Raw genomic sequence first — 15,688 nt, forward strand, 5'->3', positions numbered from 1 at the left:
ACGGCACAATCCGGCAAAAGCGCCTAAAATACAGACTTACTGAGGGGAGCGTGAATTAGGTCCGCTTATTTTCTCATCCTTTTTAATTTCGTATTTTCAATCACTTGCAAATATTTTGAAATTCTGGCACGCTTCTTGCTTGTAAGACTTTTGCACCGGTCAACGGCGACCGATGCAACAAGCGAGCCAGATACCGCTCCTGTCACGACACCGACGTCGCAAGGAATTGCAGCCTGAACCTTTCGTTCGGGGATGCATCTCCAAGCGGCGTTTTTTTGTGCCCAGTTTCAAGCGAGCCCAATTCAAGCCAGCATAGGGGAAGCCAGCTGATGACAACGCATAAGAGGCCAGAAACCAGAACCGGCATCACCCGGCGTAGCATTCTGAAGACCAGCGCCACCGCAGCTCTTTTCACCGCAATTCGCTCGACCTTTCCCGGCGGAGCCTTTGCAGCCAGTAGCGGACCTGAAGTCAGCGGCGCCAAGCTCGGCTTCATCGCGCTCACCGATGCCGCACCGCTGATTGTTGCCAAGGAAAAGGGCCTGTTTGAAAAACACGGTCTGCCGGATGTCGAGGTCGCCAAGCAGGCATCCTGGGGCGCAACACGTGACAATCTCGTGCTGGGCGGCGCTTCGAACGGCATTGATGGCGCGCACATCCTTTCGCCGCTTCCATATCTCATCCATACCGGCAAGGTAACGCAGAACAACCAGCCAGTGCCGATGGCGCTGCTGGCACGACTGAATTACGACAGTCAGGCTATTTCGGTTGCCAAAGAATATGCCGATACTGGCGTCCAGCTGGATTCACCCAAGTTGAAGGCGGCCTTTGAAAAGAAGAAGGCGGATGGCAAAGAGATCAAAGCTGCGATGACCTTCCCCGGCGGCACGCACGATCTGTGGATCCGCTACTGGCTCGCTGCTGGCGGCATTGACCCCGACAAGGACGTTTCGACCATCGTTGTCCCACCACCGCAAATGGTTGCCAATATGAAGGTTGGGAATATGGATCTGTTCTGCGTCGGTGAGCCGTGGAACGAGCAGCTGGTCAACCAGGGTATCGGCTTCACGGCAGCGACGACGGGTGAAATCTGGAAACATCATCCGGAAAAGGCGCTCGGCATGCGCGCCGACTGGATTGAGAAAAATCCGAATGCCGCAAAAGCCCTGCTCATGGCTGTAATGGAAGCCCAGCAATGGTGCGAAAGCATGGACAACAAGGCAGAAATGGCAGACATCCTTGGTAAACGGCAATGGTTCAACGTGCCGCCGAAGGATGTGCTGGGCCGTCTCAAGGGCGACATCAATTACGGCAATGGTCGTGTGGTGCAAGGCACCAACCTGCAAATGAAATTCTGGGCGAACGGCGCATCCTATCCGTTCAAAAGCCACGACACCTGGTTCATCGCCGAAAATATTCGCTGGGGTAAATTCACGCCCGACACAGACATCAAGGCGCTGGTCGATCAGGTCAATCGTGAAGATATCTGGCGCGATGCAGCCAAGGATCTCGGTGTCGCGGCGGCAGATATTCCAGCTTCGACGTCACGCGGCAAGGAAACCTTCTTCGACGGCAAGGTCTTCGATCCCGAAAATCCTTCGGCCTATCTCGATAGTCTCGCAATCAAGGTTGCGTCCTGAGCCAATCTGGCGCGCGCAACCAGCGCGTCTCTCTCCCTTCGAACAGGAGCGTTGCATGTCCGCCGTGCTGAAAGATCAAACCGTCGTTACGCCGCTAACGCCCAAGGCGACAAAACCCGCGGGGAATGTCGTCCGGCTGGCCAAGCAGCCCAAATCGGGCCTCGATATAAGTGCGCTAGCGCGCGGTGCCGTGCGTAACATCGTACCGCCGTTGGTGGTGCTGGCCGTACTGCTGGGGATATGGCAACTCCTTTGTGCTGCCCCTGATGCATCCTTGCCTGCACCGTCCAAAGTCTGGGAGGATAGTTATGATCTGATCGCCTATCCCTTCTTTAACTACGGATCACAAGATATCGGGCTTGGCTGGCGTGTGCTCGTCTCGCTGGAACGTGTCGCCTACGGCTTTGGCCTCGCTGCTATTGCCGGCATCGTGATCGGCGCAGTCATCGGCCAGTCAGTATGGGCGATGCGTGGCCTCGATCCAATCTTTCAGGTGCTGCGCACTGTACCCCCGCTGGCTTGGTTGCCCCTATCGCTTGCCGCCTTTCAGAATGCCAATCCGTCAGCGATTTTCGTTATCTTCATCACTTCAATCTGGCCGATCATCATCAACACCGCGGTCGGCGTACGCAATATTCCACAGGATTATCGCAACGTCGCCAAAGTGCTACGCCTCAACCAGTTTGAGTTCTTCTTCAAGATTATGTTGCCATCGGCAGCACCCTATATCTTTACCGGCCTCCGGATCGGCGTTGGCCTCTCCTGGTTGGCCATCGTAGCTGCAGAAATGCTGACCGGCGGTGTCGGCATCGGGTTCTTCATCTGGGACGCTTGGAACTCCTCACGTCTGTCCGACATCATCGTCGCCCTCGCCTATATCGGCCTTGTCGGCTTCGCGCTCGACAAGCTCGTGGCAGCAGTCGGTCGACTTGTCACCCGCAATGCGTCTGTAAGCTGAGGAGAAGAGATATGAACGCCTATCTCAAGCTTGACCATATCGACAAATATTTCGACCGCTCGGAAGTCCTCAAAGACATCAATCTCTCGATCTCCAAGGGCGAGTTCGTTTCCATCATCGGTCACTCCGGTTGCGGAAAGTCCACGCTTCTGAACCTGATTGCCGGGCTGACGCCGGTCTCGTCCGGTGCAGTCCTGCTCGAAAACAAGGAAGTCAACGCACCGGGGCCTGAGCGGGCCGTAGTGTTCCAGAACCATTCGTTGCTACCCTGGCTGTCGGTTTACGAGAACGTCAATCTTGCGGTGACGAAGGTTTTCCGGTCCAGCAAGACCAGAGCTGAACGACATGATTGGGTCATGACCAATCTCGACCTCGTCCAGATGGCCCATGCAAAAGACAAGCGCCCGTCGGAAATTTCCGGCGGCATGAAGCAGCGCGTTGGCATCGCCCGCGCATTGGCTATGGAACCGAAAATACTGCTGCTCGACGAGCCTTTTGGCGCACTGGACGCGCTGACCCGCGCCCATCTTCAGGATGCGGTCATGGAAATCCACGCCCGGCTTGGCAACACTATAGTGATGATCACGCATGATGTAGATGAAGCGGTCCTGCTCTCCGACCGTATCGTGATGATGACCAATGGTCCGGCGGCGAAGATAGGCGAGGTGCTGGATGTCGCTATCCCGCGTCCGCGCAACCGCATCGAGCTGGCCTCCGACCGCGCCTATCTGAAATGCCGCGAGGCTGTTTTGAAGTTCCTCTACGAGCGCCATCGCTTCGTGGAAGCTGCGGAGTAATCCTATGGCTGAGAAACTCGTTATCATCGGCAATGGCATGGCACCGGGCCGCATGCTGGAGCATTTGCTCGAACAGGCGCCAGACCAGTATGACGTTACCATTTTCAACGCCGAGCCGCGTGTCAATTATGACCGCATCATGCTCTCGCCAGTTCTGTCCGGCGAGAAGACCTATGAGCAGATCGTCATTCATGGCGATGGTTGGTACATCAAGCACGGTATTACGCTCTATAAGGGTCACAAGGTCGTCGCCATCGACCGCGACGCCCAGACCGTGACATCGGATCATGGTGTTACAGAAAGCTATGACAAGCTGGTGATTGCCACCGGTTCAGTGCCTTTCATCATTCCTGTGCCAGGCAAAGATCTGCCGGGTGTCATCAGCTATCGCGATCTCGACGATGTTGATGCAATGCTGGTCGCTGCGCAATCGCGTGAAAAAGCCATCGTCATTGGCGGTGGCTTGCTCGGGCTGGAAGCGGCGGCAGGCCTCGCCCAGCGCGGTATGGATGTAACGGTGCTGCATGTCATGCCGACGCTCATGGAACGCCAGCTCGATCCTGCAGCCGGCTATCTGTTGCAGCGTGCGGTCGAGCAGCGTGGCATCAAAGTCATTTGCAAGGCTAACACCAAGGCCATTATCGGCAAAGGCAAGGTCGAAGGCGTCGAGCTTGACGACGGCACCGTCATCCCGGCCACACTGGTTGTGATGGCGGTTGGTATTCGCCCCAATGTCGGTCTGGCGAGAGAGGCCGGTCTGGACGTCAATCGTGGCATCATCGTTGATGCGGGCATGCGGACATCCGATGCCAATATTCTGTCGCTGGGCGAATGTGCGGAAGTGGGTGGCATGGTCTACGGTCTTGTCGCTCCGCTTTACGAAATGGCACGTGTGGCAGCCTCACATTTGGCGGGTGATGACGCCCCGGCCTTTACCCACTCCGACACACCGACCAAGCTGAAGGTCACAGGCATCGATCTGTTCTCATTGGGCGATTTCGCCGATGGTCCAGACCGCGAAGAGATCGTGCTGCGCGACGCCATGGCAGGCATCTACAAGCGGCTCGTGATCAAGGAAAACCGGATCATCGGTACGGTTCTCTATGGTGAAACGACTGACGGCACCTGGTTCAACGACCTGAAGAAGAAGGCAACCGACATTTCGGAGATGCGCGATACGCTGATCTTCGGACAGGCCTATCAGGGAGGAACCCCACTGGACCCTATGGCGGCCGTTGCAGCCTTGCCGGATGATACAGAAATCTGCGGCTGCAACGGCATTTGTAAGGGTAAAATCGTCTCGACAATGACCGAAAAGGGCCTCACCTCGCTCGATGAGGTGCGGGCTCACACAAAGGCGTCCGCGTCTTGCGGTTCGTGCACGGGGCTGGTCGAGCAACTCATGGCGCTGACGCTTGGCGACAGCTACAATCCCAAGGCGGTTCAGCCCATGTGCGGCTGCACCGATCTGGGTCATGACGATGTGCGCAGGCTCATCAAGGCGAAAAAGCTCAAGACCATTCCCGCCGTCATGCAGGAACTGGAATGGAAAACATCATGCGGCTGCGCCAAATGCCGTCCGGCGCTTAACTATTACCTCGTCTGCGACTGGCCAGACGAATATGCCGACGACTACCAGTCGCGTTTCATCAATGAGCGCGTACACGCGAATATCCAGAAGGACGGCACCTATTCAGTCGTGCCGCGAATGTGGGGCGGCGTGACCAACTCGAGCGAACTGCGCGCCATCGCCGATGTAGTGGACAAATTTGCCATCCCGATGGTCAAGGTTACAGGTGGACAGCGCATCGATCTGCTGGGAATCGAAAAAGAACAGTTACCAGCCGTCTGGTCTGATCTTGGCAAGGCGGGCTTCATCTCCGGTCAGGCTTACGCGAAGGGGTTGCGTACGGTGAAAACCTGCGTCGGCTCGGACTGGTGCCGGTTCGGCACGCAGGACTCTACCGGTCTTGGTATTCGCATCGAGAAGTTCATGTGGGGTTCCTGGACCCCCGCCAAACTGAAATTGGCGGTCTCCGGTTGTCCGCGCAATTGCGCAGAAGCGACGTGTAAGGATATCGGCGTCATCTGCGTGGATTCCGGTTTCGAAATCCACTTCGCTGGTGCCGCTGGTCTCGACATTAAGGGCACTGAAGTTCTGGGGCTGGTCAAGACCGAAGACGAGGCGCTGGAGCATATTGTTGCGCTGACGCAGATGTATCGCGAACAGGCCCGTTATCTGGAGCGGATTTATAAATGGGCCAAGCGCATCGGTCTCGATGAAATCCGCCGCCAGATCATGGGCGATCCGGAAAAACGCCTGTCCTATTACAACCGCTTCGTGTTTTCGCAGAAATTCGCGCAGGTCGATCCGTGGTCCGAACGTGTTTCCGGCAAGGACAAACACGAATTCAGGCCCATGGCTGTTTTAAACGCGGAGGCTGCGGAATGAACGAGATGGTCAGGAACTGGATTGCTATCGGAACGCTCGACGACATTCCGCGTCAGGGGTCGCGCTGTGTGAAAAACGGATCGACAACGATTGCCGTCTTTCGCACTTTCGACGATCGCCTGTTCGCAATCGAAGATCGTTGTCCGCACAAGAACGGCCCGCTCAGTCAGGGCATTGTTCATGATGGTTGCGTGACCTGCCCGCTGCATAACTGGGTGATCAATCTTGCGACCGGCAAGGCGCAGGGCGCCGATGAAGGCGTGACGCAGACGTTTCCAGTCAAGCAGGAAGGCGACACTGTTTATCTCGCGCTGGCCTTCTGACGAACCGACACTGGTGAAAACAACCAACTAGAGGAGATGACATGCTGAGTAAAAGTGACGTCACCGATCTGATCTATGAGAAAAAGCGCCTCGCCGGTCTGACCTGGGCCTCAATTGCCGAAGGCATTGGTATGAGCGAAGTGTTCGTCACCTCCGCCTGTCTTGGCATGAATGCCCTGCCACGCGACAAGGCGGACAAGCTGGCGATCAATCTCGGCTTGCCGCAGGAAGCAGGTGTGGTGCTGGCGGAATATCCGACCAAGGAATGGGACCGCGCCGTTCCCACAGATCCTTGCATCTATCGCCTTTACGAGATCGTTGGGGTCTACGGCCCCACGCTGAAGGAGCTTATTCAGGAAAAGAGCGGCAACGGCATCATGAGCGCCATCGATTTCGAGATGAGTGTAGACAAGGTAGCGAACCCGAAGGGCGAACGCATCGAAATCCGCATGAGCGGCAAGTTCCTCTCCTACAACAGCTGGTAAGACAGGCACGCGCCAGGCTTGCGGTTTCGATATGAGGTCCGAAATGGCGACGATCACCGAAACAAAGACCACCTGCCCCTATTGTGGCGTCGGCTGCGGCGTCATCGCCACTGTGGATGAAGCCGGCGCAGTATCCGTTAGAGGCGATCCCGATCACCCGGCGAATTTCGGACGATTGTGCTCGAAAGGTTCGGCTCTTGCAGAGACCATCGATCTCGATGGTCGGCTGCTCTTTCCTGAAATCGACGGCCAGCGTGCGGAGTGGGACCGGGCGCTCGATCTTGTGGCCCGGAGATTTTCGGAGACGATAGCTGAACATGGGCCAGAGTCAGTAGCCTTCTACGTGTCGGGCCAATTGTTGACCGAAGATTATTACGTCGCAAACAAGCTGATGAAGGGCTTTATAGGGTCAGCAAACATAGACACGAATTCGCGTCTTTGCATGTCCTCCTCGGTGGCAGGGCATCGCCGCGCTTTCGGTGCCGATACAGTGCCCGGCACCTATGAGGATATGGAACTTGCTGATCTGGTGGTACTGACCGGCTCCAATCTCGCCTGGTGCCATCCAGTGCTTTATCAAAGGCTTGCCGCCGCAAAGGCGACTCGACCGCAGATGAAGATTGCCGTCATCGATCCACGTCGAACGATGACCTGTGACATTGCCGATCTGCATCTGGCAATTCGTCCGGATGGCGATGTGGCGCTTTTCATGGGGCTTTTCGCCCATCTGGTGAAGAGTCCAGCGCTCAATATGAACTATGTCAATGCGTATACATCCGGCCTGGGGCTAGCCGTCGAAGCAGCCGCAGCGATTGATAGGGAAATGCTGGTCGAGCGCACGGGCCTGTCTCCAGCTCAGCTTGGAGAATTCTTCCAACTGTTTGAGGCCACCGAAAATACGGTTACCTGCTACAGTCAGGGCGTCAATCAGTCGTCCTCGGGAACCGACAAGGTCAATGCCATCATCAATTGTCATCTGGCGACCGGCAGGATCGGGCGTCCTGGAATGGGGCCCTTTTCACTAACCGGACAGCCCAATGCCATGGGTGGCCGTGAAGTGGGTGGTCTCGCCAATATGCTCGCAGCCCATATGGCCATCGAGAATGCAGACGACCGCGACCGCGTGCAGCGTTTCTGGTCCTCACCCACCATTGCCACAAAGCCCGGACTGAAAGCCGTCGACATGTTCCGTGCGGTGGCGGACGGACGCATCAAAGCGCTGTGGATCATGGCCACCAATCCGGTTGTATCCATGCCGGATGCTGATGCAGTTGAAGCGGCAATAGCGGCCTGCCCTTTTGTTGTCGTCTCTGACATCGTTCACGACACCGACACAACGCGCCACGCTCATGTGCTTTTGCCATCGCTTGGTTGGGGCGAGAAAGACGGCACCGTCACCAATTCCGAACGACGCATCTCCCGGCAGCGGGCATTTCTGGCCGCTCCGGGCGAGGCCAAGCCGGACTGGTGGCAGCTTGCCGAAGTGGCGCGTCGCATGAACTTTAAAAAGCAGTTTGTCTATAACAATCCAGCTGTCATTTTCATCGAACATGCTGCTCTATCGGCCTTTGAGAACAATGGCAGCCGCGATTTCGATATTGGCGCAGTCCAAAACAGTACACCGTCACAATATGACGCCATGACGCCCTTCCAGTGGCCACAAGCCTCGCGAAACACTGGCTCACCAGCGCGCTTCTTTGCAAAGGGAGGCTATTTCCATTCCGACCGGCGTGCGCGCTTTGTCGTCACGGCACTCCCGGAAACTGATCGCACAAGCAGCGCATTCCCGTTTACACTCAACACGGGCCGCATCCGCGATCAGTGGCATACCATGACGCGGACAGGCAAAAGCGCACGGCTTTCAGCCCATATTGCCGAACCATTTGCCGAGCTTCATCCGCGCGACGCCACAGAACTTGGCATTGCCAGCGCCGGGCTGGTGGAAATCGAAAGCCCACACGGGAAAGCCATCGTGCGCGCACTTGCGACGGAACGTCAGGCGCGAGGTAGCGTCTTTGCTCCGATGCACTGGAACGATCAGTCTTCTGCCTGCGCCCGTATAGATGCTCTGGTCGCCCCCGTAGTCGATCCAGTTTCAGGGCAGCCTGCCTCTAAAAATGTAGCCGTGACTGTAAGACCCTTCCACGCTGTTTGCTACGGTTTTGCCGTTTCGCTTGCAAAGCCGTCGGGTGTCGATTGTGATTACTGGACACAGGCGCGTGCAGAGGGCGGTTGGCGGCTGGAACTAGCCTCGCTCACGGCGATTTCCGATTGGGCACAGTGGTGCCATGCGCATTTCAGTATCCCAGCAGAGATTGACCCCATCGGTTATACGGATAACGCAACCGGCGAGACGCGGCTCGCTTTCTTTGACGGCTCGCGATTGCTTGCCGCGCTTTTCATCGCGCCACAACCGGTTGCCGTCGCTCGCAACTGGGCCATCCAGCAGTTGACTGTCACCCATGACGATTTGCGCAAGCGTTTTGCAATCATTGCAGGCCGACCCAGCATGGATAAACCGGATCCTGGCGCAACAGTTTGCTCGTGCTTCGGTGTAGGCATCAATCAAATTGCTGCTGCCATTCACTCCGGTTGCCATAGTGTCGAGGCCATCGGCGAGCAACTCAACGCTGGAACCAATTGCGGCTCGTGCCGCGCTGAAATCAGGGGGATCATCAATGGGTGTCTCGCAACCGCAGCCGAGTGAAGCCTTTACCCGCATCGAGCCCCTGGCGAAGCTTCCGGTATTTTGGGCGCTGGAGGGAAGGCGCTGTATTGTCTCTGGCGGTTCCGATGCCGCGGCATGGAAGGCAGAATTGCTCGCCGCCTGCGGGGCTCGTGTGGAGGTCTATACCGATGCGCCCGACGACATGATGCACGCATTAGCTGTCCGTCCGGTGGTACATGCAGAAGCATGCATAACGCTGATTTTCAGGCCATTACAAGATGCCGACTTGCCAGGTGCGGCTATGGCAATTGCCGATTGCCACGACGAAGGCGAAGCCGCGGCCTTGCTTGCTGCCTGCAACCGAGCCGGCGTTCCCGTCAATGTCATCGACAAACCGCAGTATTGCCAATTCCAGTTCGGGTCGATCGTCAATCGCTCACCGGTTATCGTGGCTATCTCGACAGACGGCGGAGCGCCTGTTCTGGCGCAAACCATCCGCCGTAAGATCGAAGCGCTTTTGCCCGCTTCGCTGAAAGACTGGGCACTGCTTGCCCAAAACCTGCGCACCCGTATCGGTTCCATGGTGACGACGGCAACGGCGCGTCGCCACTTTTGGGATATATTTGCGGACAAAGCCTTCTCGGAACCGTGTACGAGAAACTCGGAAACCGATCTTCTCGCGGTTGCTTCGCACGAGGTATCTGATGCTGGGAGTGTGAAAGTCTTTACCGTGAATCCCGCGGACCCCGAGCTGATGACGCTCAAAGCCATTCGCGCACTGCAAGCCGCAGACATTATCTATTTCAACAAGGACATCGTTCCAGCAATATTGGAATTCGGACGACGCGAAGCCAAGCGCTATCAAATAGAAGATATTTCCAGTCAGATATCTAAGCTAGATCAATGCCGTATTGTTTATCTGAAATCGGGCAAGAACTCTTCGGGCACTCCATTTCGATAACAATAATATACATACCAATAAAAAATTAGCGTTTCTCATAAGATGTGCTCGCCAAACTGAAGATAGGCGATCAATGCCCCTCCAGACAAAGCAATCAGTATTGCAGGAAAGATCACCTGCCTGATCAATGCGGAGAGTAGCCAGCCGGCTAATAAAACGAATCCGCTATAGAGCAAACCAAAGTCTGAAACAGACAGCGCCAGTGCGGTAATGCAGATCGGGCTAGCAAACATTAGCAGAAGAAGATCGGCGTTTTCATAGCGAGGCTGCAAAAAGAAGATCGAGACAGACATGCGCCAGGTCAATCCAAGCGAGATACTGAGTAGAGCAGGCAGAAGGATCGGATATGACACGAAAGACACCCCAACTTGTTTACGTTAAAACAAGCAGGTTTCGTGCCAGATTAAAGACTCTAGATTTAGTCATGCGGATTTGCCGGGGCCCACACATCAACCCAAGAACCAAGCGCGTCACAATCCTCAAATTCTAAGAACCGGAAGAGATCCAGAAGAGGACTGGCAGCTTTCTGGACGAGCCAGGCCTGTCCTGAACGACCGAACTGAAGGCACAATGCGGTCTGCAACTACGAGGCTCTACGAGGCATCGCGGTTAGCGGCAACCCACGCATTCTCCTTGACCGTTCGCTTGCAATCACATGATAGGGTCGTTAGTATGATATACAGGTAGACTGTATATTTTGCTGTTGTTCACGACAGAAGGGATCGGGCATGACGTTAGACAACAAGGAAGTCGTTCGCCGCTTCAACATCGAGGTTATTCAGAACGGCAATGAAGCTGCATTCCAAGAGCTGATGGCACCGGACTTCATCAATCATTCCGCACCGCAAGGGATGTCGAACGGCTCGGACAGCATGTGGAATACCTTTCACAACATTCTTCGACCTGCGCTTTCGGGCTTAACGGTGACAATCCATGATCAGATCGCCGAAGGTGACAAAGTAACAACCCGCAAGACGATCAGTGGCATTCACTCAGGTGCATTGATGGGGATTCCGGCGACTGGACGGGACGTTGCTATCACCGTTATTGATATCGTTCGCATACGCGACGGCAGATATGCCGAACACTGGGGCCTCAACACCATGTCGACTGTCCTTACTACATTATCGACGACGTAATCGCTCGTCCTAGCAAAGCCGTTCGATAACGAGGATTGCCGCTTCCAGTTTACGTCTATCCTCCTCGGTGAGCCGTTCCTCTATCAGCGCGGCAATCTTCGTCGTCCGTGCTTCGCGAGATAGGGACAGTATCTCTCGTCCTTGTTCTGTAATTGAGAGAAGTTGGCTGCGCCGATCTGCTGGATTGAGCAACTTGCAGACCAAACCATCCGCTTCAAGCTGGGCGGCCACCAGTCGCATGCTCTGATGCCGGACATTACGGCAGCCCGCCAGTTCGGCGACAGTGAGCGGACCGCTTTTTTCTAGAAGTAGCAGCGTCTCAGACTGCGATGTCGTCGGCGTCTCTGCGTGCGCTCTAACGCTGCGAACAAACCGCCCAAGGGTAATGCGGAGACTTTCCGCAAGTATCAGTGTTGTCGTATCAGTTCCGGAGACGGCTTCATTGATCGCCATTTGCTCGTTCTACCCTTCGAAAGGATGCGTTCCGACTTCCCATAGGACCAGATGTTGCGAAAGTGAAGCAGGATAGGCCAGCATGACCGTATTTAGGTGCAAAACGAATTTCAACTGCACCTGATCGCCAGTCATGCCTCCAGTTCTAACGTGTACTCAGTCCTGCGCCATCGGCGGCGATGCCGGTACGTGTTGAAGCTCGTTCTACGAACCCGGCCATCACACACAATATCGCGTGTATTCGGCGTTTCCGGTCACGGCTCGCATATCGATCGCTATGATCTCAAGTCGTACAGTAGCCTCCCAGACGCACAAATACGGACGCGATCACGATGCGGCAGCTGACGGTATTGGATTTCGTGGACGCGAAGGAGCCGTCTTTCTTTTAGGCTTGGGCAAAAGGCCCTCGCGTTGCGCCCTCTTTTTTGCGTCTTTGCGAGCGCGACGGATCGCTTCGTCTTTCTCCCTGATGCGCCTTTCAGACGGCTTTTCGTAAGCGCGCCGTGCTTTCATTTCACGAAAAACACCTTCGCGCTGCAATTTCTTTTTCAGTACACGGAGTGCTTGGTCGACATTATTATCTCTAACGAGTACCTGCAATTTCTATCCTACTCTTTTGAAAATTTGGTGTGATCGCGCTCCAATCGCGCAGCTCGGAGCCTTTCAGTCTTTGCGTCTATTGCAGCTCTTTCTTTTTCGAGAATGGCTTTGGCAGTCTTGTCGGTCGTAGCGTTCTTGGTTTCCATTCGCGTTAGAGGCTGTTTGAAGAGCGTTTCTTTTGTGGCCTCACCCATATTATACTCCCCTTCTGGCTATTGGTTCCGCATTGGGGTCAGAAAAACAGGACCAAAATAAAAAAAGGCCGGGCTAACCCGACCTTCCAATAGTCTCAACGAGCAGTGCCAGTACATCCGTGGTCAAAGATCGCAGGCAACATTTCGTCTCTGATTACAGAGCCTGTAGGTTATCGGCAGCTTTCTTGCCCGAGCGGCGATCAGCTACCAGTTCGAAACCAATTTTCTGACCTTCGTTGAGCGAATGCAAACCTGCCCGCTCAACTGCCGAAATATGAACGAACACATCCGGAGAACCATCATCAGGCTGAATAAATCCAAAGCCTTTTGTGCTATTAAAGAATTTTACTGTGCCGTTGGTCATATTGAATATCCTTCAAATCAAACGGTTTAAGAATAACGAAAATAAATTCGCTGCGAGTTTTACGATCTGAAAGAAAAAGAAGCGCGTTAGATGTTAGCCGCGTCGTTCGATGACAAAATCGATTTCTAACATGTATCGCTTTCGTGCCAGTTTTACAAGTGAAACCGAGGATGTCGACATTTAGCCGCTATGACCACGGATTTTCTTGACTGTCGAGAAGAACGGTACGGTCTTCGTCGACGATGCGCTTGGCATCCTCTGCAGTCGAACAAGCTTCAAAAAATTCCTATAGAGTCAGGCAGTTTTCGGGACTTCGCGAGGTTCGTTCCAATGACTCTTATTGAGGCGCCTTACGGATCCCAGCTAAGCCCCTCACGGGTTGCCGCGGCTTGGAGGCCCGAAGCGGTCGATCCGATTTCGGTGGACGCGGTTGAAATTGCCGCCAGAGAACTGGACAGACGTCTATGACCGTTATCGACCTTATTGCGGCCTTTAAATGAGCAACCTGGATTTGCCGAAAGCCGACACAATGGCATTTGAGGACACTGCGGCCATTTTGGCGTAATGTGCAGTCATGTTGGCGTACTACGATAATGTATTGTCTCGTAACACAGCCTATCTCTTGGTCATCGAAATACAGCGAGGCTGAGATGTTCACCAAAGTAAAGAAAACGGCTCTGGTCACCGGCGCATCGTCGGGCATGGGCAAGTCTATTGCAAAGCGCCTGATCAAGGATGGCTATCAGGTTTATGTCGCGGCGCGCAACGTCGACAAGATGGTAGATCTCGCTACGCTCGGTGCTCAGCCACTGCGCATCGACGTCTCGAAGGACGAAGAGATCGTTGCCGGCGTCAAAACCATTCTGGCCCAGACCGGCGGCGTCGATGTTCTCGTCAACAATGCCGGGTTCGGCCTTTATGGACCGGTGGAAGAAATCCCGCTCGATGAAGCCCGTTACCAGTTCGAGGTCAACATGTTCGGCGCCGCGCGCCTGACGCAGCTGCTTCTGCCCGCCATGCGCGAGTGGAAAGCTGGTACCGTCGTCAACATAACGTCCATGGGTGGCAAGATCTACACCGTGCTTGGGGCTTGGTATCATGCAACTAAACATGCGCTGGAAGGCTGGTCGGACAGCCTGCGCCTTGAGGTCGAGCCATTCGGTATCCGCGTTGTCATCATCGAGCCAGGCCTGATCGAAACCGGCTTTGGCGATGCCGGACAGCAGGGCATTGCCGAGCGCTCCAAGAACGGCCCCTATGAAAAGATCGCCAACGGCGTGGTCAAGTCGATGCAGGCCAGCTACGGCCAAAACCGCGGCACCAGCCCGGACGTAATCGCAGACACTATTTCCAAGGCCATAGCATCATCGCGCCCAAAGACCCGCTATGCGGTCGGCGCATATGCCAAGCCGATGATCTGGATCCGCAAATGGCTCGGCGACCGCATTTTCGACCGTATGATCAAGAGCCGGATGTAAGAGAAAAACGGAGGTTACCATGCCCAGATTCCCTGTCGACAAGTGCAAGATTCCTCAGGCCTTCTGGCGCGCTGTCGGACGTACCCGCATCCCGCCCGCCGCGTTGCTCCGACAGGCAAAGCTGCCGGTGACATTGCACGTCTCAGACGACGCTTGGGTGACGACCGCACAATACTTTGCGCTCTGGCGTGCGTTGGAAGAACTGACCGGCGATCCGGCGATCGGCCTGACTCTCACCGTCGAGACCGACACATCCGTGCATCCGCCAGCCACTATGTCGGCCTTCTTCGCCAAGGATTTTCGCGATGGGCTGCTGCGTCTGACCCGGTTCAAGCGGCTCTGCACGCCCGAGGAACTCATCCTTGTCGAAAAAGGCCGCGAAGCGCAGGTTGTGGTGGACTGGGTCCACGCCGTCGAGTTGGAGCCTGATGCCGCAGCCGATGTGACCTTTGCCGCCATACTGGAGCTGGGACGACGCGGCACTGGCCGGCATATCGTGCCGATCCGGGTGGAGATGACCCGCTCCGGGCCGCTGAGCCAAGCTCATCGGGACTATTTCGCCGCTCCGGTCATCTTCAACTCATCGCGCAATGTCCTGGTCCTCGACGCTGCCGATCTCGACCGGCCCTTTGCGGGGCACAATCCCGAGCTACTGGCCATTCTGACACCGGCATTATCCAGTGCGTTAAAGGAGATCGACGCGCAAAGCTCCTTGCCCGAACAGGTCAAGATCGTGCTCAAGCGTAGGCTGGCCAGCGGCAAGCCGGAACTGGCCGATGTGGCGCTCGCGCTGGGGTTCAGCGCGCGAACTCTCCAAAGGCGCATTGCCGAGGCGGACACTTCATTCCGGCACCTGCTGGAAGCCTCGCGGCAGGAACTGGGTCGCGACATGTTGGCCAGTGGCGTCAACGACACCGAGGAAATCGCCTATCTGCTCGGTTATCAGGACACCAGCTCCTTCTATCGCGCCTTCCGCGAATGGGAAGGCGTCACCCCAAGCCAATGGCGCGAGGACAATATCGGTCGTGGGGGCTCGAACGTCTAAGGCAAGCAGCGTATGACATTTCGAGTGTCCGCTTTCCACCCATCACGGACGTTGAAGCGTGATCTCTGGAATGACTGCTTGGGTAGCGCGGGTATGCTGCTTGAATGACTGTAATGGTGTCGGTTGCTCTC

General features: G+C 55.6%; 16 protein-coding genes. 11 read left to right on the top strand and 5 right to left on the bottom strand.

Features of this window, described 5'->3' with window-relative positions; all coding sequences use genetic code 11:
* Nucleotides 1-329: 329 nt before the first annotated feature.
* The 8 genes from FGI60_RS05680 to FGI60_RS05715 are packed head-to-tail and all read left to right on the top strand — an operon-like array spanning nt 330 to nt 10,284.
* Nucleotides 330-1,640 (top strand): CmpA/NrtA family ABC transporter substrate-binding protein, encoded by a 1,311-nt coding sequence (locus FGI60_RS05680; RefSeq protein WP_138784303.1) that lies wholly within the window; start codon nt 330-332, stop codon nt 1,638-1,640.
* Between the two features lie 55 nt (nt 1,641-1,695).
* A complete protein-coding gene (ntrB, locus tag FGI60_RS05685) occupies nt 1,696-2,598 on the top strand; it encodes a nitrate ABC transporter permease (RefSeq protein WP_138784304.1) in 903 nt (300 codons plus the stop codon).
* 11 nt (nt 2,599-2,609) lie between these two features.
* Nucleotides 2,610-3,395: an ABC transporter ATP-binding protein gene (locus FGI60_RS05690; protein ID WP_138784305.1), complete on the top strand. Its 786-nt coding sequence runs from the start codon at nt 2,610-2,612 to the stop codon at nt 3,393-3,395.
* 4 nt (nt 3,396-3,399) lie between these two features.
* Nucleotides 3,400-5,847 (top strand): nitrite reductase large subunit NirB, encoded by a 2,448-nt coding sequence (nirB, locus tag FGI60_RS05695; protein ID WP_138784306.1) that lies wholly within the window; start codon nt 3,400-3,402, stop codon nt 5,845-5,847.
* Complete coding sequence (gene nirD / locus FGI60_RS05700) at nt 5,844-6,170, top strand: nitrite reductase small subunit NirD (RefSeq protein WP_138784307.1); 327 nt, start codon at nt 5,844-5,846, stop codon at nt 6,168-6,170. The genes nirB and nirD overlap by 4 nt, the downstream gene beginning before the upstream one ends.
* Nucleotides 6,171-6,211: 41 nt before the next feature.
* On the top strand, nt 6,212-6,655 hold the full coding sequence (cynS, locus tag FGI60_RS05705; protein WP_105707737.1) for a cyanase: 444 nt from the start codon (nt 6,212-6,214) through the stop codon (nt 6,653-6,655).
* 43 nt (nt 6,656-6,698) lie between these two features.
* Nucleotides 6,699-9,362, top strand: coding sequence for a nitrate reductase (locus FGI60_RS05710; RefSeq protein ID WP_138784308.1), 2,664 nt, complete (start codon nt 6,699-6,701; stop codon nt 9,360-9,362).
* Complete coding sequence (locus FGI60_RS05715) at nt 9,334-10,284, top strand: precorrin-2 dehydrogenase/sirohydrochlorin ferrochelatase family protein (protein ID WP_138784309.1); 951 nt, start codon at nt 9,334-9,336, stop codon at nt 10,282-10,284. The genes FGI60_RS05710 and FGI60_RS05715 overlap by 29 nt, the downstream gene beginning before the upstream one ends.
* Nucleotides 10,285-10,319: 35 nt before the next feature.
* On the opposite strand, the gene FGI60_RS05720 is transcribed toward FGI60_RS05715, so the two are convergent.
* A complete protein-coding gene (locus FGI60_RS05720; RefSeq protein WP_171058706.1) occupies nt 10,320-10,637 on the bottom strand; it encodes a hypothetical protein in 318 nt (105 codons plus the stop codon).
* 375 nt (nt 10,638-11,012) lie between these two features.
* On the opposite strand from FGI60_RS05720, the gene FGI60_RS05725 reads away from it, so the two are divergent.
* A complete protein-coding gene (locus FGI60_RS05725) occupies nt 11,013-11,423 on the top strand; it encodes an ester cyclase (protein WP_138784311.1) in 411 nt (136 codons plus the stop codon).
* Nucleotides 11,424-11,432: 9 nt separating this feature from the next.
* On the opposite strand, the gene FGI60_RS05730 is transcribed toward FGI60_RS05725, so the two are convergent.
* The 4 genes from FGI60_RS05730 to FGI60_RS05745 form a co-directional block, all read right to left on the bottom strand.
* Nucleotides 11,433-11,876, bottom strand: coding sequence for a MarR family winged helix-turn-helix transcriptional regulator (locus FGI60_RS05730; protein WP_138784312.1), 444 nt, complete (start codon nt 11,874-11,876; stop codon nt 11,433-11,435).
* Nucleotides 11,877-12,203: 327 nt separating this feature from the next.
* Nucleotides 12,204-12,476, bottom strand: a complete 273-nt coding sequence (gene rpsU / locus FGI60_RS05735) for a 30S ribosomal protein S21 (RefSeq protein ID WP_138784313.1) — start codon at nt 12,474-12,476, stop codon at nt 12,204-12,206.
* Nucleotides 12,477-12,484: 8 nt separating this feature from the next.
* Nucleotides 12,485-12,670 (bottom strand): hypothetical protein, encoded by a 186-nt coding sequence (locus FGI60_RS05740; protein WP_138784314.1) that lies wholly within the window; start codon nt 12,668-12,670, stop codon nt 12,485-12,487.
* A gap of 154 nt (nt 12,671-12,824) precedes the next feature.
* On the bottom strand, nt 12,825-13,034 hold the full coding sequence (locus FGI60_RS05745) for a cold-shock protein (RefSeq protein ID WP_138784315.1): 210 nt from the start codon (nt 13,032-13,034) through the stop codon (nt 12,825-12,827).
* 650 nt (nt 13,035-13,684) lie between these two features.
* Between FGI60_RS05745 and FGI60_RS05750 the strand changes: the two genes are divergently transcribed.
* Both FGI60_RS05750 and FGI60_RS05755 read left to right on the top strand, forming a co-directional pair.
* A complete protein-coding gene (locus tag FGI60_RS05750; RefSeq protein ID WP_138784316.1) occupies nt 13,685-14,512 on the top strand; it encodes an oxidoreductase in 828 nt (275 codons plus the stop codon).
* A 19-nt stretch (nt 14,513-14,531) separates the two neighbouring features.
* Nucleotides 14,532-15,557, top strand: coding sequence for an AraC family transcriptional regulator (locus FGI60_RS05755; RefSeq protein ID WP_138784317.1), 1,026 nt, complete (start codon nt 14,532-14,534; stop codon nt 15,555-15,557).
* Nucleotides 15,558-15,688 lie beyond the last annotated feature (131 nt).

It is taken from the genome of Brucella haematophila, from assembly GCF_005938105.1.
GTDB lineage: Bacteria > Pseudomonadota > Alphaproteobacteria > Rhizobiales > Rhizobiaceae > Brucella > Brucella haematophila.